General features: G+C 69.1%; 23 protein-coding genes and 1 pseudogene. 9 read left to right on the top strand and 15 right to left on the bottom strand.

What is annotated here, in order from left to right; all coding sequences use genetic code 11:
* Positions 1-18: 18 nt before the first annotated feature.
* Complete coding sequence (locus Afe05nite_RS37560; protein ID WP_203822082.1) at positions 19-1,560, bottom strand: APC family permease; 1,542 nt, start codon at positions 1,558-1,560, stop codon at positions 19-21.
* A gap of 56 nt (positions 1,561-1,616) precedes the next feature.
* Positions 1,617-2,255, bottom strand: coding sequence for a GOLPH3/VPS74 family protein (locus tag Afe05nite_RS37555; protein ID WP_203822081.1), 639 nt, complete (start codon positions 2,253-2,255; stop codon positions 1,617-1,619).
* A 219-nt stretch (positions 2,256-2,474) separates the two neighbouring features.
* Here Afe05nite_RS37555 and Afe05nite_RS37550 point away from each other — a divergent pair, with 219 nt between their 5' ends.
* The 3 genes from Afe05nite_RS37550 to Afe05nite_RS37540 all read left to right on the top strand — a co-directional run bounded on the left by Afe05nite_RS37550 (position 2,475) and on the right by Afe05nite_RS37540 (position 4,905).
* A complete protein-coding gene (locus tag Afe05nite_RS37550; protein WP_203822080.1) occupies positions 2,475-3,362 on the top strand; it encodes a helix-turn-helix domain-containing protein in 888 nt (295 codons plus the stop codon).
* 41 nt (positions 3,363-3,403) lie between these two features.
* A complete protein-coding gene (locus tag Afe05nite_RS37545) occupies positions 3,404-3,619 on the top strand; it encodes a DUF397 domain-containing protein (protein ID WP_203822135.1) in 216 nt (71 codons plus the stop codon).
* Positions 3,620-3,876: 257 nt separating this feature from the next.
* Positions 3,877-4,905, top strand: a complete 1,029-nt coding sequence (locus Afe05nite_RS37540) for a LysR family transcriptional regulator (protein ID WP_203822079.1) — start codon at positions 3,877-3,879, stop codon at positions 4,903-4,905.
* Between the two features lie 7 nt (positions 4,906-4,912).
* Here the strand turns inward: Afe05nite_RS37540 and Afe05nite_RS37535 are convergent, their stop codons facing one another.
* The 6 genes from Afe05nite_RS37535 to Afe05nite_RS37510 form a co-directional block, all read right to left on the bottom strand.
* Positions 4,913-5,545 (bottom strand): HNH endonuclease family protein, encoded by a 633-nt coding sequence (locus tag Afe05nite_RS37535; protein WP_203822078.1) that lies wholly within the window; start codon positions 5,543-5,545, stop codon positions 4,913-4,915.
* Positions 5,546-5,783: 238 nt separating this feature from the next.
* Entirely contained in the window at positions 5,784-6,290 is a 507-nt protein-coding gene (locus tag Afe05nite_RS37530) for a CAP domain-containing protein (protein ID WP_203822077.1), read from the bottom strand.
* Between the two features lie 112 nt (positions 6,291-6,402).
* Positions 6,403-7,050 carry a hypothetical protein gene (locus Afe05nite_RS37525; protein WP_203822076.1) on the bottom strand — a complete coding sequence of 216 codons (648 nt, stop codon included), beginning with the start codon at positions 7,048-7,050 and terminating at the stop codon, positions 6,403-6,405.
* 15 nt (positions 7,051-7,065) lie between these two features.
* Complete coding sequence (locus tag Afe05nite_RS37520) at positions 7,066-7,533, bottom strand: group II truncated hemoglobin (protein ID WP_203822075.1); 468 nt, start codon at positions 7,531-7,533, stop codon at positions 7,066-7,068.
* 49 nt (positions 7,534-7,582) lie between these two features.
* Positions 7,583-8,284, bottom strand: a complete 702-nt coding sequence (locus Afe05nite_RS37515; RefSeq protein WP_239118493.1) for a carbon-nitrogen hydrolase family protein — start codon at positions 8,282-8,284, stop codon at positions 7,583-7,585.
* The gene (locus Afe05nite_RS37510) at positions 8,281-8,838 is read right to left on the bottom strand and encodes a histidine phosphatase family protein (RefSeq protein ID WP_203822074.1); all 558 of its coding nucleotides are present in this window, start codon (positions 8,836-8,838) and stop codon (positions 8,281-8,283) included. Before Afe05nite_RS37510 ends, Afe05nite_RS37515 begins: the two co-directional genes overlap by 4 nt.
* Before the next feature lie 107 nt (positions 8,839-8,945).
* On the opposite strand from Afe05nite_RS37510, the gene Afe05nite_RS37505 reads away from it, so the two are divergent.
* Positions 8,946-9,728 (top strand): polysaccharide lyase family 7 protein, encoded by a 783-nt coding sequence (locus tag Afe05nite_RS37505; RefSeq protein ID WP_203822073.1) that lies wholly within the window; start codon positions 8,946-8,948, stop codon positions 9,726-9,728.
* Here the strand turns inward: Afe05nite_RS37505 and Afe05nite_RS37500 are convergent.
* Positions 9,725-10,552 (bottom strand): LLM class flavin-dependent oxidoreductase, encoded by an 828-nt coding sequence (locus tag Afe05nite_RS37500; RefSeq protein WP_203822072.1) that lies wholly within the window; start codon positions 10,550-10,552, stop codon positions 9,725-9,727. The genes Afe05nite_RS37505 and Afe05nite_RS37500 overlap by 4 nt on opposite strands.
* A 292-nt stretch (positions 10,553-10,844) precedes the next feature.
* Here Afe05nite_RS37500 and Afe05nite_RS37495 point away from each other — a divergent pair, with 292 nt between their 5' ends.
* Positions 10,845-12,854: a M4 family metallopeptidase gene (locus Afe05nite_RS37495; RefSeq protein ID WP_203822133.1), complete on the top strand. Its 2,010-nt coding sequence runs from the start codon at positions 10,845-10,847 to the stop codon at positions 12,852-12,854.
* 44 nt (positions 12,855-12,898) lie between these two features.
* On the opposite strand, the gene Afe05nite_RS37490 is transcribed toward Afe05nite_RS37495, so the two are convergent.
* Positions 12,899-14,668 (bottom strand): hypothetical protein, encoded by a 1,770-nt coding sequence (locus Afe05nite_RS37490; RefSeq protein ID WP_203822071.1) that lies wholly within the window; start codon positions 14,666-14,668, stop codon positions 12,899-12,901.
* A 96-nt stretch (positions 14,669-14,764) separates the two neighbouring features.
* Between Afe05nite_RS37490 and Afe05nite_RS37485 the strand changes: the two genes are divergently transcribed.
* The 3 genes from Afe05nite_RS37485 (at position 14,765) to Afe05nite_RS37475 (ending at position 17,581) form a co-directional block, all read left to right on the top strand.
* Complete coding sequence (locus tag Afe05nite_RS37485; protein ID WP_203822070.1) at positions 14,765-14,986, top strand: NfeD C-terminal domain-containing protein; 222 nt, start codon at positions 14,765-14,767, stop codon at positions 14,984-14,986.
* Positions 14,987-14,988: 2 nt separating this feature from the next.
* Entirely contained in the window at positions 14,989-16,119 is a 1,131-nt protein-coding gene (locus Afe05nite_RS37480) for an SPFH domain-containing protein (protein ID WP_203822069.1), read from the top strand.
* Positions 16,120-17,080: 961 nt separating this feature from the next.
* Complete coding sequence (locus tag Afe05nite_RS37475) at positions 17,081-17,581, top strand: M23 family metallopeptidase (RefSeq protein ID WP_239118492.1); 501 nt, start codon at positions 17,081-17,083, stop codon at positions 17,579-17,581.
* A gap of 3 nt (positions 17,582-17,584) precedes the next feature.
* Here the strand turns inward: Afe05nite_RS37475 and Afe05nite_RS37470 are convergent, their stop codons facing one another.
* Together Afe05nite_RS37470 and Afe05nite_RS37465 are read right to left on the bottom strand one after the other, a co-directional pair.
* Positions 17,585-18,271 (bottom strand): SDR family NAD(P)-dependent oxidoreductase, encoded by a 687-nt coding sequence (locus tag Afe05nite_RS37470; protein WP_203822067.1) that lies wholly within the window; start codon positions 18,269-18,271, stop codon positions 17,585-17,587.
* Entirely contained in the window at positions 18,258-18,680 is a 423-nt protein-coding gene (locus Afe05nite_RS37465; RefSeq protein WP_203822066.1) for a hypothetical protein, read from the bottom strand. Before Afe05nite_RS37465 ends, Afe05nite_RS37470 begins: the two co-directional genes overlap by 14 nt.
* A 99-nt stretch (positions 18,681-18,779) precedes the next feature.
* Here Afe05nite_RS37465 and Afe05nite_RS37460 point away from each other — a divergent pair, with 99 nt between their 5' ends.
* Positions 18,780-19,808 carry an alpha/beta hydrolase gene (locus Afe05nite_RS37460; RefSeq protein WP_203822065.1) on the top strand — a complete coding sequence of 343 codons (1,029 nt, stop codon included), beginning with the start codon at positions 18,780-18,782 and terminating at the stop codon, positions 19,806-19,808.
* Here the strand turns inward: Afe05nite_RS37460 and Afe05nite_RS37455 are convergent.
* The 3 genes and pseudogenes from Afe05nite_RS37455 to Afe05nite_RS37445 form a co-directional block, all read right to left on the bottom strand.
* Positions 19,805-20,998, bottom strand: a complete 1,194-nt coding sequence (locus tag Afe05nite_RS37455) for a CynX/NimT family MFS transporter (protein WP_203822064.1) — start codon at positions 20,996-20,998, stop codon at positions 19,805-19,807. The genes Afe05nite_RS37460 and Afe05nite_RS37455 overlap by 4 nt on opposite strands.
* Before the next feature lie 51 nt (positions 20,999-21,049).
* A complete protein-coding gene (locus Afe05nite_RS37450) occupies positions 21,050-21,871 on the bottom strand; it encodes a siderophore-interacting protein (protein ID WP_203822063.1) in 822 nt (273 codons plus the stop codon).
* 115 nt (positions 21,872-21,986) lie between these two features.
* A pseudogene (locus tag Afe05nite_RS37445) lies at positions 21,987-22,553 on the bottom strand (hypothetical protein); the annotation flags it as partial.

Here is a 22,553-nt window from a genome sequence, read left to right as displayed (position 1 = left end):
GTCTCCTTGCTGCAGGTGCTAGTAGGGATAGCCACGGGCCCCGACCGGGTCGCCATGGAGTTGCTTGGTCGGCCACTGGATGTCGGACAGGATGCTCGTCCGGCCGTCGGCGCCGCGGCCGATCTGGGCGTAGACCTCCGGGCGCGCGGCCCGCATGATCAAGGCCCAGATGAAACCGAGCAGGGCCACACCCAGGTAGAGCACGGGGATCAGCCATTGGAACGGCGAGTCACCGTCGACTTGGAGCAGTTCGCCGAAGCCGATCACCGTGGCGGTCAGCACGATGGACAGCAGAAGGAAGGAGAGGAACGGCGCGATGTAGGCGCGCCACGCGTTCTCCGTCCGGCGTCCACGAGCGAAGAAGCCGATCACGGCGGCCGAGGTCGCCCACATCAGAATCAGCACGCCGAGGCCGCCGATCGTGGTGAGCCAGGCGAACACGTAACGCACCGGCTCGAGACCGGAAACCGCGTAGGCACTCAGGACCAGGATGGCCAGCACGCTCTGGGTGATCGAACCGGCCAGTGGAGCGCCGGTGCGCGGGTGAGTGCGACCGAATACCGCGGGCAGCACACCCTCGCGACCGAGGGCGAACTGATAGCGGGCGACCGCCGCGTGGAACGCGAGCAGGGCCGCGAACACGCTCGTCAGGAACAGCAGGTAACCCATGTTGACCAGGGGTGCCGGCAGGTGCTTGCCGACCAGGAAGAAGACCAGGTCGGTCTGGTGCTCGGCGGCCGTCCCGGCGATGTTCGACGGTCCGGTGCTCACCGCCATCGCCCAGGCGGAGACCGCGCACAGCGCGCCGGCCAGCAGCACGGCCCAGTGGGTGGCCCGGCCGATGGTCTTCTTCGGGTCCTTGGTCTCCTCGGAGAGGACGACGGTGGCCTCGAAGCCGACGAAGCCGGCGACGGCGAGTACCAGCAGTGATCCGACGACCGGGGTCAGCAGCGGGGCCGGGTTGAAGGGGGTGAAGTCGACGTGCCCGCCGGCCGGGTTGGCGACCATCACGACGTCGTAGAGCAGCACGATCGAGATCTCGGCGACCAGCAGCACGGCCAGCACCTTGCCCGAGAGGTCGACCCAGAGCATGCCGAGCACCGTGACCACCAGCCAGGCGGCGATGGCGCACACGTACCAGGGGGTGACGAGGCCGAACTCGGCGAGGATGCCGGACGCGGCCGAGCCGAAGAGACCGAACAGCCCGATCTGCATCAGCGAGTAGGCCGGGAGGGCCACGAACGCCGCGCCGACACCGATCACCCGGCCGAGTCCGTGACTGATGTACGAGTAGAAGGCGCCGGAGTTGACGATATGCCGGCTCATCGCCACGAACCCGACCGTGAACAGCGAGAGAATGCCCGCCACCGCCACGTACGCGATCGGCACCGCGGTGCTTCCGATGATCGCGTAGATGGTCGAGATCGCACCGATGATCACGGTCAGCGGTGCGGCCCCCGCCACTCCGAAGAACACCACGGACGGTACGCCCAAACGGTTCTTGGCGAGCGCACGGGCCACGATGTCCGGCTCGGCGGGTTCCTTCTGATGCATCAACATCCTCCCGGCCCATTGATCAGAGTTGTTGCGCCGGAGGTGGTGCCGCCCGATGGCGCTCACCGCCGACCGACGGTCAGGACCGAGCCCACGGAGGCCTCGGTGAATTCGATCAGGTCCCGCAGGTCACCGGAGAGTGCGCTCATGGCGCTCGGCAACGAGTGGAACGCCTGCCGGTGCATCTCGAAGTCGTAGAGCACGTGCCGGGTCAGCCCGGTCGCGGCCACGAGTCCGACGAGGACCCGGTCGGTCAGGCTCAGCTCGATGCCCCGGACCAGCAGGTTGGCCAGCCGGGCGGGTGCCCACGCGGCCGCGTTGCGCTGTTCGGCGCTGTTCGGTAGATAGACGGTCTCGGTCGAGAGCATGCGCCGGCGGGTGACCAGATCGACCGCGCCCAGACGGACGAGCCGCTCGCCGACCCGGACTTCGGCGTCCTGCGAGAGGAACGCGAGCCAGGTGCGGACATCGCGGTGTTGCGGCTGGGCGATGAGCAGGTCGAGAATGTCGTGCGCCAGCGCGTCCGCCGGGGGATGCCGATCCAGGATGATGAGGTCGCCTTCGGCGATCCCGATCCGTCCTTCGAGGATCAGCTCACCCAGCAACGCTGCGGCGAGCCCCAGGCCCGTCGCGCGCGGGTGAAGTCGGGACCGGCCTGTCCGGTCCTGATGTGCGATCAAGAAGTACTGGTCAGCCAACACGCTGCCACGCCCCTTAGACCCGTATAGACCCAAGTTTTGAAGGATCACTGTGAGTACAGGAAGTCAATACTCGATGTCTGGCGCATCATGTACCCAACATCAAGGTCAATACAAGGAGTACTAGACTTCTTGTTCAGGGCTTGAGTCCACGTTGGATCATGACAGGCCTGGCCGTAGGATCGATTACCTGAGGAAACCTGAAGGCCAAGGGGAGTCCAGGTGTCCGTAGATGAGGGCCCCACGCTGCGACGGCGACGACTGGGTGCTGAGCTGAAACGATGCCGCGAGTCGGCCGGATTGACGCAGGAGAATGTCTCGCGTCATTTCGAGTGGCACGCTGCCAAGGTCACCCGAATCGAGACCGCGCGTGTCGCGGTGACCGCCCGCGACGTGCGGGACCTTCTCGATCTCTACCACGTCCGCGACGAGGCATACCGCGAGGCGCTCATCGAGCTCGCCCGCATGTCGCGCGAGCGCACCTGGTGGAGCGACTACCGCGATGTGATCCGGCCGGGCAATTTCGTCGGCCTGGAGGCCGGTGCCTCGTCGATGCTGACCTGGGAGCCGACGATCGTGCCCGGTCTGCTGCAGACCGAGGCGTACATCCGGGCGCTGATGCGCACCGGCCGCTCGTTCGACCCACCGCACGAGATCGACCGCCGAGTGGCGTTGCGCCTGACCCGGCAGGGCCGGCTCACCGAGCGCCGCCCGCTGGAGCTGACCGGGTTCATCGACGAATCGGTCGTGCGGCGCGTCATCGGCGGTTCCGAAGTGATGGCGGAACAGCTTCGGCACCTTATTGAAATGGCTCAATTACCGAATGTGATGTTGCGCATCCTACCGTTCGGAACGGGCGAGCACGCGTTCCTCGGTGGACCGGTGGCGCTATTAGAGTTCCATGGTGTAGACGCGCAGATGAACCATGGGATATCCAGGGCGGAAACCACCCATCTGGATGTTGTCTATCTTGAAGGTCTTGCGGGAGACTCTTACGAAGAGCAACCTGCCGAGGTTGCCCGTTACCGAAAAGAGTTCGAGCGATTGAGCGCGAAGGCGCTCGACCATCGCCAGACAATCAAGATGATCGAGAGCCTGCTGGTCGCTTAGGGCTCCGAGACAACCGCATATTCGAAGGGGGGTGCTTGGGGTTGCTCACGCACCATCTCAATGGTGCTGTCTGGAAAAAAGGCAGCCGCAGCAACGGCAGTGGCGGCAACAACTGTGTAGAGGTCGCAATCCTCGACGCAGGCGTGGCCGTCCGTGACAGCAAGGACCGGTCTGGACCGGCTCTCATGTTCACGCAGGCGGAGTGGTCCGCCTTCGTGGACTCGGCCAAGGATGGCGAGTTCGACATCGTTTCCTGACTTGGGAGCCTACCGATAGCCACGCACCGATGGGAAGTGCTCACGCAAAGTCAACTTCTCCCGGTGTCGACTATCGGGGATTGCCGCAGCGCCCCTCACGGGGCGTTGCGGCGCCGCCACTTCCCGTATTCGTGGCATGCATTTGCCGAGGTCCGGACACTCGGCGGGATGAGCTTGTCGCGAATGGACAGCCTCAGATGGCCGAAATTAACGTGCAAGTGCTTTCGGAGAAGCCGGGACGACTCTAGGTTCGCTGTGTGGAGCTGGAGTTGCGCCATCTTCGAATGGTGCTGGCCATCGCCGAGGCCGGCAGTGTCACCAAGGCCGCCGCGGCGCTCGGCCTCGCCCAGCCCGCACTGACCACCCAGCTGCAGCGCATCGAGCGAATTCTCGGCGGGGTGCTGTTCATTCGCGACCGGCGCGGAGTTCTGCCGACGCCGCTGGGCGATCTCGTGCTGGCCCGCGCCCGCGTGCTCATCCCGGCCGTCACCGGCCTGCACGACGAGGCCAGCGAGCTCATCACGGCCGGTGGCACGGCCCGATATCGCCTCGGCGCGACCAACGGCCCGATCGTGGGCGGCCTGGTCCGGCGGCTCAACGACGCTCATCCCGGCGGTCCGGTCTCGATCCACTCGACCTGGTCGGAGAACGAGATCGCCCAGATGGTGGTCGATGGGCGGCTCGACTATGCCCTGCTCGGGGCGTGTTCGGCGCTTGCCGGTCTGCCGCCCGGGCTGGTCTGGCAGGCCATCTCGGTCGACGCGGTCTGGGTGCTGCTCAACGATCGGCATCCGCTCGCCGGCGAGGACGAGATCAGCCTCGGTGAACTGGCCGACGAGGCGTGGATCACCTCACCCGGCGACAGCTGTTTCCACGAGTGCTTCGCCGCCGCCTGCGCCCGCGAGGGCTTCGCACCCAGGACTCCCACCGAGATCGACGCGAGCAGCGCGTTCGACCTGGTCGCGGCGGGTGGGGCGGTAGCCCTGGCGCAGGGCAGCGTGCGTCAGGTGCAGGGCACCATCGCGATTCCGTTGCGCGGCGTGCCGCTGCGCTGGCGTCATCTGCTGGGCTGGGACCCGGAGACGCCGGCGGCCGATCAGGCGGCCGAGCTCTATGGGTACGCCGTGGAGTCGTACCTCGAAGTGTTGCTACAGCGGCCGCGCTATGCGCGATGGCTGGCCGCGCACCCGGAGCTCGGGGTGCAGAAGGCGGTGTCGCTCCTGCCCGGCCGCGGCCTGTCGGGCCGCCCCGGCCGCAGTGGCCGGCGCGACCCGAAGATCGCCTGACGTTTCCTCAGCAGGTGCCGAGCATGCTGGTCAGGCTGGTTTTCTCGGCGCTGGTGACGGTGAGCGCCCAGACATATTTCACCCGGACCCACGCCTTGGCATAGGTGCAGTAGAAGCTGGACAGCGGCGGCTTCCACGAGTCCGGCGACTGGTCGCTCTTGGACTGGTTGACGTTGTCGGTGACCGCCCACAGCTGCGGGTTGGTCACGTCGTTGGCGAACGACTCGCGCTTCGACGTGGTCCACGCCCAGGCGCCGGAGATCCAGGCGTTCTTCAGCGGAACCATGTGGTCGATGTCGACATCCGAGGCGGCGGTCCAGGTCCCGCCGTCGTACGGGCTTTTCCAGGTGCCGGAGGTGGCGGTGCAGGCCGAGTTGACGACGACACCGGTGCCGTCCCGCTTGAGCACGGTCTCCCGGGTGTTGCACGTGCCGGAGATCGTGTCCCAGGTCGGGAACAGGTCCCGGTCATAGGTGGTGGTGTGCGTCGAGGCCGTCACGGTCAGGGCGGCGAGCTGGGTTTTCGCCGCCGACGTGGCCGGGATCCCGGGCGGGGTGGCCCAGGCCGGGGTGCCGAGACCGAACTGCAGCAGGGTGGCGAGCAGGAGCGAGGCGAGCGCTGAACGAAGGAGTGTCTTCAACGGGGGCCCTCCGGTTGGTCGCGAAGCGCGGCTGTTGCAGAGGAGTCTCCGGTCGGAGATCGACAAGCGTCCAATGCCAAAGAATATATTCAAGGACAACTATGGAACGATCGCGTTTCCGCTGATCAGTGGCGCATCCACCCATCGGCTTCGGTCAATTGGGGGAGCCGGGGGCATGGTCCGGCGCGGAAGGCCGAAGTTTTTGTCAGATATATGTCTCCGCGAACCCGCGGTTCGGTCAGATCCGGCCGAAGTCCTGGGTCCAGTACGGCGCGCCGCCACCGGTGTAGGCGACACCCACCCCGACCGCGACGCTGCCGCAGTTCAGGATGTTGGCCCGGTGCCCCGGGCTCTTCATCCACCCGCTCACGACCTGGGCCGGGGTGCGGTAGCCCCACGCGATGTTCTCGGCCGAGGCGCCCTTCCTCGGGTAGCCGGCCGCGGCCTCGCGGGCCACGAACGTGCTGCCGTCGGAGCCGGTGTGGTCGAAGAACCGCGCCGCCACCATGTCGGCGCTGTGCGCCCGAGCCGCCCTGCTCAGCCGGTCGTCGATCCGCAGGGCGGCGCAGCCCTTCGCGGTGCGCTGGACGTTTGTCAGGCGTACCACCTCGGTCTCGAACCGCGCCGTCGTCCCCGCGGCGGTCTTGGCCGGCGTGCTCGGCGCGGCGAAGGCCGGGGTGCCGGCCGGCGTCGGCACGGCGAGCAGGGCGGCGATGACGGCGGCTCGGCGAACGAAGCGCTTCAAGTGGTGACTCCCTCTGCGATCGGCGGCTTGCACCGGTCCGATCGGGCTCGGGCGCCAAGCGGTGAGCCGGTGAACCAACACGCACCCCGGGCGCACCGGACCGCAACCCCGGTCAGCTCTCCTCGGCGAACCACCCGTCGGCCGGCCGGGCCGGAGCCGGGGGTTCGAGGTGCTCCTCGGGTGGCTGCGGCGCCCAGAGCTCCCGGGCCTGCCCGGCGGCGGCGCGGATGGCCGCGCCGTCGACCCCGGTGCGTGTTTCCGGCAGGCCGGCCGAAGGCCAGGCCAGCACGAACGTCACCGGCCCCGGCGGCGGAAGCGGGGACACCCAGTAGGACTGGTCGTGGCTGCGGTCGTCGCCGCTTCCGCTCTGCTGCCGGAACACCAGCTCCGCACCGTCGTCGGGCCGGCCCATCGGCTCGTCCCGCAGGGTCGAGGCCCGCCGCCCGTCCGGGTATTCCAGGCCGAGCAGAAGGCGGTCCTGCACCGGGATCTCGAGCCCCAGGTGGGCGCGCCGGCTCAACAGCATGTGCAGGTGCGGGCCGGGCCGGGGGCGGCGCAACCGGACGGCGAGCGTGAACCGCCACCCGGTGGAGAAGCCCTCGACCTGGGTGACCGCCACCGCCGCGTCGTCGGTGTGCCCGAGCAGGAGCAGGACGCCGGCCGCCCCGGGCAGTTCGTTGTCCGGCGCCGACGTCCGCCGCTGCCACCGCTCGATCTCCTCCGGCGTCGGCCCGGCACCGCCGCGACGGTCAGCCCACATGTCGAACTCCTCCGCTCAGCCCTGGTAAGGGGGTGCGACTCCCCAGCCCCATTGTGGGACCGGAGCCTCCCGCGGTGGGGTCGCGCCGGGCTGCGAATTGGCCAGTGCCAGCCGGGTGCCCCACTCGATGTAGCCCATGAACGCGGCCCGGAACTCGGGGTCGTCCGGCAGCTCCACCTCGTCGGCGGCGTCGACCAGCAGACTCACCCAGCGCCGCCGTTGCGGTTCGGTGATCGCCTTGCCGAGATGGTGGGCGAGCATGTGGGCGTAACCGCCGCGCTCGCTGGTGTAGTGGGCCGGCCCGCCGAACACCTCGGCCAGCCACATCGCGACGTGCCGGGGGTGGGCCGGGTCCATGTGCGCGAAGAGGGGGCCGATCAGGTCGTCGGCGAGCACCTTGCGATAGAAGTTCTCGGTCAGCCGCTCGAACGCCTCGCCGCCGCCGGCCCAGTCGTAGAGGGTGGGAACTTGCTCGTCTGTCATCTTGTAATTATGTAATCATTCGGCTCGACGCGGGGGGCGCCCCGTCGGCTCACGGCTCGATCTCGGCGATCGCGACGCCTGTCGTGCCGGTCGGCACCTCGGCCACCACCCGGCCGGCCGGGTCGAGCACACAGGTCGGGCCGAGGCCGATCCGGTCGTCGCGCACGCCGGTGACGTCGGCCGAGACCAGCCACATGCCGGTCTCCTCGATCCGAAGCCGGCGGATCTCGTTGTGCCGGGGCTGCCAGTGCGGCGCCCGGTCGCGGGGCATCATGTTCTGCGCCGGCAGCAGCAACACCTTCGCCCCGGCGGCGGCCACCGCGGCGGCCGCGGCCGGGAACTGGGCGTCGTAGCAGATGTTGATCCCGAACCGGACGCCCGCGCACTCGAACACCGGGGCGGTGTCGCCGGGGGTGAAGACCGACTCGCCGGCGGTCAGGAACCGTTTGCGATAGGCGCCCAGGACACGGCCGCGGTCGAGGACCACGGCGGTGTTGAAATAGCGCGCGCCGGACCGCTCGATCAGGCCGAGCACGAGCGTGTGCGGCACCTCGGCGAGCCGGACCGGCAGCTCGTCGAGGGCGAGCGCGTGGTCGCGTACGAAAGAAGGGGTGGGCAGGTAGCCCTGCAGAAAGCACTCCGGGAAGAGCAGCAGGTCGACGTCCGCCTGCTCGGCGCAGGCCAGGATGACGTCGACGGCGGCGTCGATGTCGCCGAGGATCTCCGCGGTCTGGCAGGCGCCGACTCTCACTCGAGGTGGCCGGTGTCGTTGAAGGCGACCAGGGCCGGCGGGCGGGTGGAGTCCCAGCGAAGGATGGTGATGCCGCAGTTGGCCTGGTCGAGGCCGAGCCAGCGCCAGTCGGGGGCGTCCAGCACGTGGCGGACGAACCAGCCGATCACGAAGTTGTGGGTGATCAGCAGTTCGGTGCGGTCGTCGTCGCCGGTGCCGCCGAAGTGGTCGACGGCCTTGCGCAGCGCCGCCGCGTCCTCGTCGCGTTCGTCGTCGGGGACGTCGTCGAACCAGGAGTGCCACCGCGCCGGGTAGTCGTCGAGGTGGCCGGCGGACGGGACCGGGGTGCGGTCGGCGACCAGGTCGCAGCCGTGCCGGGGCACCTGCGGGAGGTGTTCGCCGACGATGAACGCGGTCTGCTCGGCCCGGGGCAGGGGGCTGTGGTGGATCGCCGCGAACGGCACCCGGCTCAGTCGCCGGCCGAGCCGGGCGGCTTGCGCGCGGCCGAGCGGTGACAGGCCGGCGTGATCGAGAGCTTCACCATGGCGTACGAGGTAGAGCTGTGTCTGAGCCATCGATGAAGACCTTACCGATTTAAGGTTGTTTAAAGTTCTCCGCCGGGTTTGGGGATTACCGTTAGCCAACTTGCCAATTCCCCCGAGATGGCTGAAGAGGTATCCCCATGCACAGACGGAAGCTGTTCGCCGTGGCCCTGTCCACGGCTGTGGTCGGAACGCTCGGCGTCCTCGGCATCACCAACGCGAACGCCGCCACCCTGGACCCCGCGCTGCCCCCCGGTGGCAACTTCGACCTGGCCATCTGGCAGCTCCAACTGCCGACCGGCTCGCCCGGAAAACCCGACACGATCTCCCCGGCCCAGCTCAAAGGCACGAGCGGCTACAGCAACCCGGCCTTCTTCTGGACCGACAAGAACGACGGCTCGATGACGTTCTGGGCCCCGGAGAAGGGCGTGACCACGCCGAACTCCAACTACGCCCGCTCCGAGCTGCGCGAGATGAACCGCAACGGCAGCGCCGCCGACTGGCCGCTGTCCGGCACCCACACGCTCAGCGCCCAACTGCGCATCCCGCAGGTCACCAAGAACGTCTGCGTCGGCCAGGTGCACCTCGGGTCGGGCGGCTCGTCGACGAAGCCGTTGCTGGAGCTCTACTACCGGCCGAACGGCGACATCTACCTCGGCACCGAGAACTCGCCGGCCGGCGGTCAGACGCTGCACAAGGTCGGCAACGTGGCACTCGGGGTGAAGTGGACCTACGTCATCAACGTGACCGGCAACAAGATCAACCTGACCGTGAACGGGTCGAAGACCTCCTACTCGATCCCGAGCTCGTTCAACCCGTACAAGCAGTACTTCAAGGCCGGCTCCTACAACCAGTCCTCCTCGGACAGCACGTCGAACGGCGCGAAGGTGAAGTTCTACAGCCTCACCGTCTCGCACAGTTAGAGGCCGCGGATCAGCTTGATCACCGGGGCGAACTCTGCCATGAACATGGAGCTCACCCCGATGTAGGACACGTCGAACTCCGCTCGGCGCCGGCAGAGCAGGTCAGCGATCCGCTCTGCCGAGCCGACGAGGAAGGCGATGCCGCCGTTCCAGGCCATGTCGCGCGGGTCGCCGCCGACCATCCGCGACAGCCACGACGGGATGTCTTCGACGGTCGCGGCCACGGCCGCGACATTCAGGTGCAACTCGAGCTCACCGAATCGCTCGCCGGCGGCGTCGCGCAATTGCGAGACGGTACGGGCGAGAAGAGGCTCGGTGGTCTCCGGGGCAAGACCCAGCGCCACGATGTCGGCCTGTTCCGCGGCCAGCCGCAGCATCCGGGGCCGGCTGGCGGCGACCAGGACCGGCGGAGCGTTCTCCACCTTGCGGACGGCCTCGATCGTCGCGGCGACCCGGTCGATCCGTTCGGCGGGCGTACCGAAATCGGCCCCCAGTGCCGCCGCGTCGTCCGCCGCGTCCGGTCGCCCGCCCCCGATGCCCAGCTCGAACCGGCCGTCGCTGAGCTCCTGCAGCGACGCCGCCTCCCAGGCGACCAGCCCGGGGGAGCGGTTGGGGGCGCTCAGCACATAGGTGCCGACGTGCAGCGTCGTGGTGACCGCGGCCGCCGCGGCCAGCGCCGGGAACGGCGCGAAGGTGTGCCGGGTGTCGGGGATGAGAAGGGTGTCGTACCCCAGTTCCTCGGCCCGCCGGGCGGTGGCGGCCCACTCCGCGCCGGATGGCGCCCGGCCGGCCACGACGCCGAATCGGAATTCACGCTCAGTCATGACGGCATCGTTTCGCCTATCCCGCGCGCAGTCGTCCTACCAGGGACTTGTCCAGTAGTACGACCTAGGGAGTATGGCCTGGAAAGCGCTCCCACGCCGGGCGCAAGGGTTTTCCCTGTTTCGGAGATACCCATCGATGCCTAGCGTCTCACTTCAAGTCGTCTCGGTGTGACTCATCGTCAGCCGGACCTTGAGCCTGCCCAAACCCCCGGGCAGAAAAAGGAGTACCCGCGTGAAACGTCGAACCCCCCTGATCATCGCGCTGGCGGCCGGTACCGTGGCCGCCTCGGCGATGGTCGCGGTTGCCGGGCCGGCCACCGCAGAACCGATCGATCCAGCGGCCTCTGCCAAACTCGCCGCCCAGAAGGCCGACGCCCTCGTCGCCGGCAAGCCTGCGGTCCTCCAGGCCGGCGCGAACGACACGTTCCAGCGGCACACCGTGCAGTCCTCGCACGGCCTCAACTACACCCCCTTCACCCGGACCTACAAGGGCCTGCCCGTCAAGGGTGGCGACTTCGTCGTCATGTCCGACGCGAGCGGCGCGACCAAGTACACCTCGGTCGCGCAGAGCAGCCCGATCGGCGAGCTGTCCACCACCCCGAAGATCACCGACTCGGCGGCCCAGGCCACGGCCAAGGCTCAGCTCAAGTCGGTGTCCAAAGTGGAGGGCACCAACCTCTCCGTGGTGGCCGACGAGGGCAAGGCCGCGCGCCTGGCCTGGGCGACCACGGTCAACGGCATCGGCGCCGACGGCGTCAGCCGGCTGACGGTCTACGTGGACGCGCTCACCGGCAAGGTGATCAGCACCCAGGAGCACGTCATCGACGTGACCGGTACGGGAACGGGATGGATCAACGGCTCGGTGTCGATCGACACCACGCTGTCCGGCTCGACGTACTCGATGAAGTCCTCCACCCAGGCCACGATGCAGTGCCAGGACGCGTCGAACAACACGACGTTCAGCGGCACCGACAACGTCTGGGGCAACGGCACCGGCACCAACAAGGAGACCGGTTGCGTCGACGCTCTCTATGTCGGCGAGGGCCAGACCAAGATGCTGTCGTCGTGGCTCGGCCGTAACGGCCAGAACGGCTCCGGCGGCGCGTGGCCGATCCGGGTCGGCCTGAACGACCAGAACGCGTACTACGACGGCAGCCAGGTCCAGATCGGCAAGAACACCGCCGGTCAGTGGATCGCGTCGGCCGACGTGCTGGGTCACGAGCTCGGCCACGGCATCGACGACACCACCCCCGGTGGCATCTCGGGCAGCGGCACCCAGGAGTTCGTCGCCGACACGTTCGGCGCGGCGACCGAGTGGTACCTGAACAACCCGAACGACCCGCCGGACTACCTGGTCGGCGAAGAGGTCAACCTGGTCGGCTCCGGCGAGATCCGCAACATGTACAACCCGTCCGCCGAGGGTGACGCGAACTGCTACTCCAGCAGCACCCCGGGCAGCGAGGTGCACTCCGCCGCCGGTCCCGGTAACCACTGGTTCTACCTGCTCGCGCAGGGCACCAGCGGCAACGGCCAGCCCGCGTCGACCACCTGCAACAGCACCACGGTCACCGGCCTGGGCATCCAGAAGGCGATCACCATCATGTACAACGCGATGCTGCTGAAGACCTCGTCGTCTTCGTACCTGAAGTACCGAACCTGGACGCTCACCGCGGCCAAGAACCTGTACCCGGGCGACTGCACCGCGTTCAACACGGTCAAGGCGGCGTGGACCGCGGTAAGCGTGCCGGCCCAGTCGGCCGACCCGACGTGCACCGGCGGAACCACCTCGCCGACGGTGTCCCCGACCATCACCACCTCGCCGACCAGTGGCCCGACCGGTGGCACCTGCACCTCGGCGCAGCTGCTCGGCAACAGTGGCTTCGAGAGCGGCGCCACCACCTGGGCGCAGACCTCGGGCGTCATCTCGACCGCGTCGGGCACCAACACGCCGTACGCGGGCAGCTACTTCGCCTGGCTCAACGGTTACGGGGCCACCCACACCGATACGTTGTCGCAATCGGTGACGATTCCCGCGAGCTGCACGAACGCGACGCTGAGCTTCTACCTGAAGATCACGTCGTCGGAGACGAGCACGACAACCGCGTACGACAAGCTGACGGTCAAGGTGGGTTCGACGACCCTGGCGACGTACTCCAACCTGAACAAGGCAACCTGGGCGCAGAAGTCCTTCAACCTGGCCGCCTACAAGGGTCAGACCGTTTCGATCTCGTTCAGCGGCGTCGAGGACACCTCCCTCGCCACCTCGTTCCAGGTCGACAACACCGCCCTCAATGTGAGCTGAGCTGACCGGGGCGGGTCCGCGCTGGTGGTCGGCGCGGGCCCGCCCTATTTCTCGATCTCTTTCGCCCGCAGCGTCGCGCCGGCGACCACCGGGCTCACGCCCGCGCTCGTCAGGAACTTGCGGCCCTCGGCCAGCTCGAAGTGCATCGGATCGGAACCGCCGCGCCAGGCCATGCCGGGCTCGAAACCGTGCTCCACCATCGACTTGATGAACGCCAGCCCGTAGCCGTGCTCGCCGCTGAACTTGCCGGCCTTGGCCTCCTTCTCGCCGCCCTCCTCGTCGGGGGTGAAGAAGCCGCCGCGCGGCATCTCCGGCATCAGCCCGAGCAGCTGATCGACGGCCGGGTCGTTGACGTCCAGCTTGGACCGGAAGACGAAGCCGCCGGTGTTGTGCTCCAGGCCGTCCTTGAGGCCCTTGAGCGTCATCAGCTCGAACTTGTCGTCGATCAGCGTGTCGATCTTCTTCTTGCCCTCGGCGCCACCACCCAGCTCGACAGTCTTGTCGGCGCGGTACTTACGGCGCTTCGCGAGGTCGTCCTTCAACTCCTGCACCTCGGCGCGCAGCCGGGTCGCCTCGTCACCGGTCGCCTTGCCGGCCTTGCGGTTCTTGGCCTGGATCTTCTTGTTCCGCTCCGCGAAGCCGTAATCGCTGGTCAACAACTCGACATCGACGCCCGCCTCGGTGAACTTGCGGTCCACGACGGCGATCTTCTCGTCGACCTTCGCGATCCACGGTTCGAACAACTCGGGCAGCTCGGCCTCGACCGCGGCCTGCAACTTCGCGTGGCGCTCCTTGGCATCGGTGACCGCCTTCGTCGCGGCTTCGATCTCGTCCTTGGTCGCCTTCGGCCGGCGGGCACTCAGCTTGGTCAGCCGGAGCTGGGCGGTGCGGGCCGCGACCCGGGCCTGTTCCAGCTCGCGCAATCGGTCCAGAGTCTTGACGGGCAGGTCGGTCTTGAACTTCTCCGACCCGTCGGCCAGTCGCTTGTACTCCGACTCCACCGAGTCGAGCAGCTTCTTCGACTCGACCGCGTCCGCCGTACCCTGTCCGATCTTGATCTCGAGGTCGATCCGCTTGTCGCTCTCGACGCTTGTCCGCATGTCCGGCCGCCCGCCGGTGACCACCTCGAACAACGTGATCAGCTTCTGGTCGGCGATCTTCGGCGTCGAATAGGCCCGCCAGTCGACGGCGAACCCGACCGCGTGGGTGAACCAGCCGCGCCCCTTGTCGCCCCGGTCGAGGTGGTCGCCGCGCATGCCAAGCCCGACGGTGGTCTGCGGCATCGGTATGCCCTGGGCCTCCAGGTCGGCTTTCACCTCGAGCAGCCGCTCCCGGGTCGACACGTGTCCCCACAACTCGCCGCCGCCCACGTTTATCGGCTGGATCTCCTCGAAGTGCTTCCGGATCACCGCTTCGTCGTTGCCCATCGCCCACCGCATGGTCTGCATGAACGTGACCCGATTGCGCTTCCGCGCGTCGATCAGCCCCTGGTTGCCGGCGTCGGCCAGCTTCTCCTGCCCCGGGCTGAAGTTGTCGATCTGCTGCTTGACGTGCCCGGGAAGACTCTCGATCCAGTCGATCGGTGGCAGCGGCGGCGGGGCTGCCGCGGGCGTACTCGCCTCGGGTTTCAGCCAATGCGTCACCTGGCGGTTTCCCGCCAAGCCGGAGAGATCTCGCACCTCCTGGGGCCCCTGCGGCCCGCTGCGCAGTTTGTCGGCCGTCGCCCGATTGCTATGAATCGTGGGCCTGATGATCGGCGCCGCGGGCGCCTGGTCCGCTGCTGCCTCCTCCGCCGCGCGGAGCCGGTCTCCCATGCGGGCACGGTAGGCCGCCGCGGCCGGAGATGGTGTCGGCTACCCGTCGATCAACCGGGCGAGCGGAATGTCGCACCCCAGGAGCACAATCCAGAGGTGGCGAGTCAGGCGCTGGTCGGCAAGGTGGGCACGGTGATCACCGCGATCCGGGGCGGCGAGCGCGCGGGGGAGGTGCGCCTGATGCTGGGAGGGATGGCGCACTACTACCTGGCCTACGCCGCGACGGCCATCGCCGCGGGCGCCCAGATCCTCGTCATAAACAACCGTGGCGCACGCCAGATCGACGTCGAGCCATGGCCCGTCGAAGAAGGGTCGTAACAGTGTTCGGTTATCGGGTGCCCGCCCCCAACGAGGCGTTGCTTATCAGTGGTCGCAAGCAGCGGGGTGCGGACGCGTTGCCGTTCAAGATCGTCACCGGGCACGGCGTTTTCGTCGCGCCCATCTTCTCCAAGGCGTCCCGCCTCACCCTGGCGATGCAGGAAGCCGAAGTAGTCGAGGACTGCTACACCAAGCAGGGCATCATCCTGGCGGTGCAGGCGGTCATCGCGTTCAAGGTCGCCGACGACCACGAGTCGATCGCCGCCGCGGCCCGTCGCTTCCAGGGCGACCAACGGCAGATGCCCACCCTGGTCGGGCGGATCTTCTCCGGTCACCTGCGCAGCATCATCGGCAGCATGACGGTCGAGGCCATCATCCGCGAACAGCAGACCCTCGCCGACGCGATCGTCGACGCCAGCAAGACCGAGATGGCCCGCATCGGCCTGGCCGTCGACTCGCTGCAGATCAGCAGCATCGACGACAAGGGCGCCGGCTACATCAAGGCGCTCGCCGCGGTGCACGAGGCCCGGGTCAACCAGGAAGCCAAGATCGCCTACGCCGAGGCCGACCGGGCCAGCGCCGAAGCCCAGCAGCAGAGCGTCCGCCACCAGGCCGAGTACAGCCGGCAGACGGCCATCGCCAAGGCGCGGTACCAAGCCGAGATCGACCAGGCCCAGCAGACCGCCTCCCAGGCCGGCCCGCTCGCCGCCGCCCGGGCCGCCCAGGACGTCCTGGCCGAACAGGCAGTCGTCGCCCAGCGAAACGCCGAGTTGCGCCAGGCCCAGCTGATCGCCGAAGTGGTCCGCCCCGCCGAGGCCGAGGCCGAACGCATCCGCGCCCTCGCCCGAGCCGAGGCCGACGCCACCAAACTGTCCGCCGAAGCCGCCGCCGCCCAGGACCGCATCGCCCTCGACCAGGCCATCATCGAAAAGCTGCCGGAGATGCTCCGCGCCGCCGCCGAAGGCCTGCAGGGCGCCAACGTGACCGTCCTCGACGGCGCCGAAGGCCTGAACAGCGTGGTCGCTTCCCTGGCCGCCCAGGGCATGACCATGCTGGAAACCCTGCGCTCCGGCCTGCACGCCCCGTCCCAGTCCACCGCGCTGACCCCGGTCGCCCCGAAGTCAGTCGCCTGACCCGGTTGCCGGCGCGACCTTTGCCTTTGATCGGTCGCGCCGGCCCCGCCCGCCAGTCGCCTGCGTTCCGGTCGCCTTGCGTTGCGGTCGCCTTGCGCGTTGCGGTCGCCTTGCGTCCCCGGTGGTTGCGCGGCTTCCTGCCTGCTGCGTGGCGCCTTCCCGCCTGACCTTCCGCAGCTGAGCTCGGGTCCGCCCGTCGCGCTCCAGTCAGCTTTGTCGACGCACTGTCCAGGGGGCCGGCGGGGTTGGGCGCGGTCTCCTTGGGCTTGCTCCAAGATCACGAAGCCGTGCCGAGGCTGCGATCCGTCGGAACAGCACGCGGCCGACGATCCGCGCGTTTCCATCGACGGCCCCGGGTTCCTTGACGAGGGGGCGGGCGGCGGAGGCCGCATCTTCAGTGAAGATGCGCCTCGGAGGGCCGCGTGCAGACTCTGTCGCCCTTAGCGAAGGGTCCGACATGGGGCGAGACCTGCGTGCGGTTCGGAGCGAGGGGGCTTCGTGCTGGTTGGGGGAGGCCCCGGTGTCAGCGAGGAAGGCGTGTCGGAGTGCTGTTGAGGGCCCTTCTTTCTGGAAGAAGGGCGGGCTGGCAGGGCGGGCGAGGGCCATGAGCCGGCCCCCCCCGTTCGGGGAAGGCAGGGGTTGGGCGGGACTGGTTATATTGGGCCGTTCGGATGCCGAGCAGGAAGATGTTGTTTTGCACCCCTTTATGCGGAGATTTGCCCTCGGAGGTCTGGCTGTCGGCCTAGGCCTCACCGCCGTTGCCGGCTGTGCTGGCAAGCCTGAGGCCAAGCCGGTCTGGGCCGGTTCGACGCAGGGGCTGGCGACGTCCGCCGCGCCCGCGTCCGCCGCGTCCGGCGCGCCCGCGCCCGGCGGCACGTCGACTGCGAGCGGGGCGCCTAACGCGGCCAAGGCGGCGCCGTCGAGTTCGGCGTCGACTGCGAAGATCACCTATACGTTTCCGGTGGTCGGTAAGAGCAGCTACGCCCGTACCCACCATGACTATCCGGCGTCGGACGTGATGACCGCGTGCGGGCACCGGTTCGTGGCGGTGACCGGTGGGGTGGTTCTGGCAGTGGCCAAGAAGGACACCTGGACCGCCAAGAAGAACGACGGGGCCACCCGCGGTGGGCTGTCGGTGTCGATTCTCGGCGACGACGGCGTGCGCTACTACGGCTCTCATCTTTCCGCGGTGGCCGACGGCATCGAGCCGGGCGTCCGCGTGCGGACCGGGCAGGATCTCGGCACGACCGGGGAGACGGGCGATGCGAGTGCCTGTCACCTGCACTTCGGCATCTCGCCGCCGTGCGCCAAGCAGGGTGACTGGTGGAATCAGCGCGGCACGCTCTACCCCTGGCCCTACCTCGACTCGTGGCGTAAGGACGGCCAGAAGTCGCCGGTGGCCGCGGTCAAGGCGTGGCAGGAGAAGAACGGCTGCCCCAAGAAGGCAACCGTCGACGGCTGACGGTCACCAGCGCAGGTCCGGCCCGTCGAGCGAGACGAAGCGGGGCGAGGCCGGGTCGGGGCTGTTCAGCAAGTCGACCAGACGAAGGGCGGCCTCGCCGGCCGGGGTTGTGGCGTCGGTGGCGCCCATCGCGGTGGTCAGGCTGCCGGGGTGGACGGCCCAGCAGTGGACCCGGCCGGCCGACTCCTGGGCCAAAGTGATGGTCAGCATGTTCTGGGCGGCCTTGGAGATGCGGTAGGCGTAGCTGGTCCGCCTGGTGGCGAACTCGCCCTCGGCCTGCGCGGTCAGTGAGCCCAGCCGCGACGACACGTTGACGATCACCGGGTCGGGCGCGGCGGTCAGCGCCGGCAGCAGAGCCTGGGTCAGGCGGAGCGTCCCGGCCATGTTGACGTCCAGCGCGTCGAGGATCTGCCGCGGGTCGACGCCGGCCGGCGGGGTCGCTTTCGCGCCGACGCCGGCGTTGTTGATGAGCGCGTCGACCGGGCGGTCGCCGATGGCGGCGAGGAGTTCCGTCCCGACCGGGTCGCGGACGTCCTGCACCACCACCTGGAGGCCGGCTTTCCCGGTCGCCGGTCGGGTGCGCACGCACGCCACGACCCGCCGGCCCTGGTCGGTGAGAGCCTCGGCGACGGCTCGGCCGAAGCCCCGGCCGGCCCCGGTGACCACGGCCAGCCGGTCAGCGGCGGCCACGGATCGCCCAGGCGGTCGCGGTCAGGGCGATGCTGCCGTCCGGCGGCCGGGGCAGCCGGTCCGCCAGCCGACCGCGGATCTCTTGCTGCTGATCGGCGGACAGACGAGCGAGGTACGCCGGAGCCGCGCCCTGCCCACCCAGGAACGGCTGCCAGTAGTCGGCGAAGTCGGTGAACACGGTCGGCACCGTGATCGGCCGGGTCTCGACGGAGCGCAGGCCGGCCGCGGTCCACGCCGCCGCCAGGCCCTCGGCGCTGCAGATCGGGAAGCGGACCGCCCCGTCGGGTGCGTGCGGGTCGACGGAGCGGGCCGCGTCCCAGAACCAGCGCATCATCTGCATGCCGGCCGCGTAGTCCCAGACGTAGCAGGCCACCACCGCGCCGAGCCAGCTCACGAAAGCAGCCGCCACCGGCCGGCTCCATCGGCCCACACGTCACCGGCCATAACCCGCAGGATATGTGGGCCGACCACACTGCGCCGCCCCCGCCCGCGGTGGGAGGCTTCGGCGATGGAAGAGGTCACCGTCGCCGTCCGCGGCATCTCCCTCAACGTTCTGGTCGACGGGCCGGTCGACGGCACCCCGGTGCTGCTCGTGCACGGCAACTGTTCGGCCGCCGCCTTCTGGCGGCCACTGCTCCGGCATCTGCCGCCCCACCTCCGGATCGTTGCCCCCGACCTGCGTGGTTACGGCAACTCCGAGGCCGCCCCGGTCGACGCCACGAGAGGTCTGCGCGACTTCTCCGACGACATCGCCGCGCTGCTCGACCACCCGGAGATCTTCGGTTCCGGCGGTCGGCGGATCACCCTCGCCGCCCACTCGATGGGCTGCGGCGTCGCGATGCAGTTGCTGGTCGACCAGCCGGCGAGGTGGCACGCCCTGCTTCTGGAGGCGCCGCTCAGCCCGTACGGCTTCGGGGGCACGCACGGCTTGGACGGGATCCCGCTGAAGGATTTCGCCGGCACCGGCGGCGGCGCCGCCAACCCGGACTTCGTGCGCCGCATCGCCGCCGGGGACCGCTCCGGCGACGAGCCGACCAGCCCGCTCGCGGTGCTGCGGACGGCCTACGTGGCCGACCCGGCCAGCCTCGGCGACGATGAGCAGCTGCTTCTCGACACGGTGCTGAGCACGGCGATCGGCGACGACAACTACCCGGGCGACAGCAAGCCCACCGACACCTGGCCGGGCATCGCGCCGGGCGATCGAGGCGTGCTCAACACCATGGCGCCGAACCACTTCAACGTCGCCGAGGCCCTGGTAGCGGTCGAGCCCAAGCCGCCGATCACCTGGGTGCGCGGCGACCGGGACGCGATCGTCTCGGACACCTCGTTCTTCGATCTCGCCTACCTCGGCAAGATCGGCGCGGTCCCGGGCTGGCCGGGCGAGGAGGCGGCGCCGCCGCAGCCGATGGTGAGCCAGACGCGGGCGGTGTTCGAACGCTACGGCCCCTACGCCGAGGTGGTCCTTGCGAACTGTGGTCACTCGCCGCACGTCGAGCGCCCCACCGAGGTGGCGGCGGAGCTGCTGAGACTGCTCTAGATCCGGCGGTCCCGGCCGGCGTACACACCGGCGATCAGCTGCGGGATCATCAGGAAGATCATCAGGGCGAGGGGCACCCGCCAGCCGTCGGTGTGGTCGTGCAGCACACCGACCAGGATCGGTCCGGGAATAGCCAGCAGGTAACCCACGCCCTGAGCGAACGCGGACAGCTTCACCACCGTCGCGGGGGAGCTGCCGCGCAGCCCGATCATGGTCAGGACCAACGGGAACGCCGTGTTGACGACGCCCAGCAGCACCACCCACAGCCACGGCGCGGCGGCCGGGTCCCACCACAGGCCGGCATATCCGGCGATGCCGAAGACGCCGAGTCCGGCCGCGACGGCGCTCTGGCTGGGCATGCGCTGGGCCAGCGCGGAGAGGAGCAGGCCGAGCGGCACGCCGAGCAGTGAGGTGGTGGCGAACAGCAAGCCCGCCTCGTCGGCGGACAGACCGGCGTCGCGGAAGATCTGTGGGAGCCACCCGATCAGCACGTACGCCGAGGTGGACTGCATGCCGAAGTACACGGCCAGGGCCCAGGCCACCGGGTGCCGGCTCACGCGTACCAAAGCATCCTGGGGTTGAAAAGAAGCGGTCGGGGCCGCCGAGCGGGCCAGCGGGAGCCACGACGGCAGCGCCACCGCGGCGAGCACCGCCCAGCAGGCGAGACCCAGCTGCCAGCTGCCGAAGGCGTGGGTGAGCGGCACGGTGGCGGCGGCCGCGGCCGTGGCACCGAGGTTGAGCGCGACCGAGTAGAGGCCGGTCATGGTGCCGACCTGGGTCGGGAAGTACTCCTTGACGATCACCGGCAGCAGCACGTTGACGACCGCGATGCCGGCCAGCGAAACCACGCTGAACAGCAGGAACAGCGGAACGCCGGGCAGGTAGGGGCGCACCGCGAGACCGGCCGCGAGCACCAGCAGGCCGACCAGGATCACGCGGGCGGCGCCGAACCGCCGGGCCAGGTGCGGCGCGGCGAGGCCGACGGTGGCGAAACAGAAGACCGGTACGGACGTGAGCAGCCCGGCGACCGTCGAGCTCATGCCGAGGCCGGCGCGGATCTCGCTGAGCACCGGGCCGACGCTGGTGACCGCCAGCCGGAGGTTGAGCGCCGCCAGCAGAATGGCCGCCACCGCCACCAGGGTGCGCCGGCGGGGGGAAGCGGATGTCAGCTGCTGCTCGGCGGTCACCACTTACACATCATCGGCGTTACCTGCGGGAAACGCCCGGGGTAGTGCGGGCGGTCACAAGCCCTGTTCGCGTTCGACCTGCTGGTTCCAGTCGCGCTTGGAGGTCTGCCAGCCGTCCTCGTTGAGGCCGCGCCGCCAGTAGCCGGAGATCGACAACTGCTCGAGCGGGATGCCGCACTCCTTACGCAGGAACGCGCGCACGTCCTTGACGAAGTTGGCCTCGCCGTGGACGAAAGCATGCACCCGGCCGGCCGGGAACTCGCCACCGCGGATGGTCTCGGCCAGCAGCTCGCCGACCGGGCGCGACCCGCGGTGCAGCCAGGTGATCTTCGCGTCGGTCTCGATCTTCTGTTCCTCGTCGGGCCCCTCGACCTCGATGAACGCCTTCACGAGCGCACCCGACGGCAGCCGCTCCAGGGACGCGGCGATGGCCGGCAGAGCGGCCTCGTCGCCGGCCAGCAGGTGCCAGTCGGCCTCCGGGTCGGGCTGGTAGGCGCCGCCCGGGCCCATGAACCGCACCCGGTCGCCGGGCTGGGCGCCGGCTGCCCACGGCCCGGCTATGCCCTCGTCGCCGTGCACCACGAAGTCGACCCACATCTCCGGGATCTCGGGGAGCCAGCGGCGGATCGTATAGGTGCGGACGACCGGCCACGCCTCGCGCGGCATGGTCTCCCGGATCGCCCCCATGTCGAACGGCTCCGGGTAGTCGAAGCCGGCCGGCGGGAAAATAATCTTCACGTAGTGGTCGGTGAATTCGCCCGCCTCGATCGTGCGCAGCCCCTCGCCGCCGACGACCACGCGAACCATGTGCGGGGTGAGCTGCTCCACGCGGATGACTTCCGCCTGGTGGGCGGGTCGCGCCGGCCTGTTCGGCATGCTTGTCCTCTTCCGCTTGAAATCCCCGGTAAGGCTACCCTCAGCCGACAAGATCCCGCAGACACGGCGAGGGCGGTCCGCGTACGCACGCGAACCGCCCTCGACCGGGTGTTGTCTACTGCCAGGGCGTTCCCGGGCGACGACGCCGGGTCAGCGCCATCAGGGAGAGGCCGGCGAGCATCATCACGACCGCGCCGCCGAGGAAGGCGACGGTGTTGCTGCCGGTCAGCGCCAGCACCCCGCCCTTCTTCTCGGTGGTGGTCTGCGCCGCGACCTGGTCGATCGTCGGCGGCTTCTCGCCCGAGTTGGGCTGGCCGTCGTCGTTCGAGTAGGTGTAGTCCTCGGCCGCCGCCGAACTCTTGCTCGCCTTCGGCTTCGCGGTCTCCTCGTCGGTGACGGCTTCGTCGTCGGCGGTGTCGCTTTCGGTGGTACGGGTGGAAGCAGGCTTACCGGTGCTCTTGGTGGTCGGCTCGTTCGCCGGCTTGGTGGTGGTGATCGTGGCCTTCGGCGTGAAGTCGCTCTTGGTGTTCGGCTGAGCGGCGGTGCCGGCCGGCGTCGGCGCGGTCGTGGCGTTGTTCCCGCCGTTGTTGCCCTGGCCGCCGCCGTTGTTCCCGCCGCCTTGCTGGCCACCGTTGTTGCCTTGCTGGCCGCCTTGCTGGCCACCGTTGTTGCCTTGCTGGCC

This window comes from Paractinoplanes ferrugineus (assembly GCF_016862195.1).
In the GTDB taxonomy this organism is placed as follows: Bacteria; Actinomycetota; Actinomycetes; order Mycobacteriales; family Micromonosporaceae; genus Actinoplanes; species Actinoplanes ferrugineus.
This window is presented reverse-complemented; position numbering and strand designations above follow the sequence as displayed.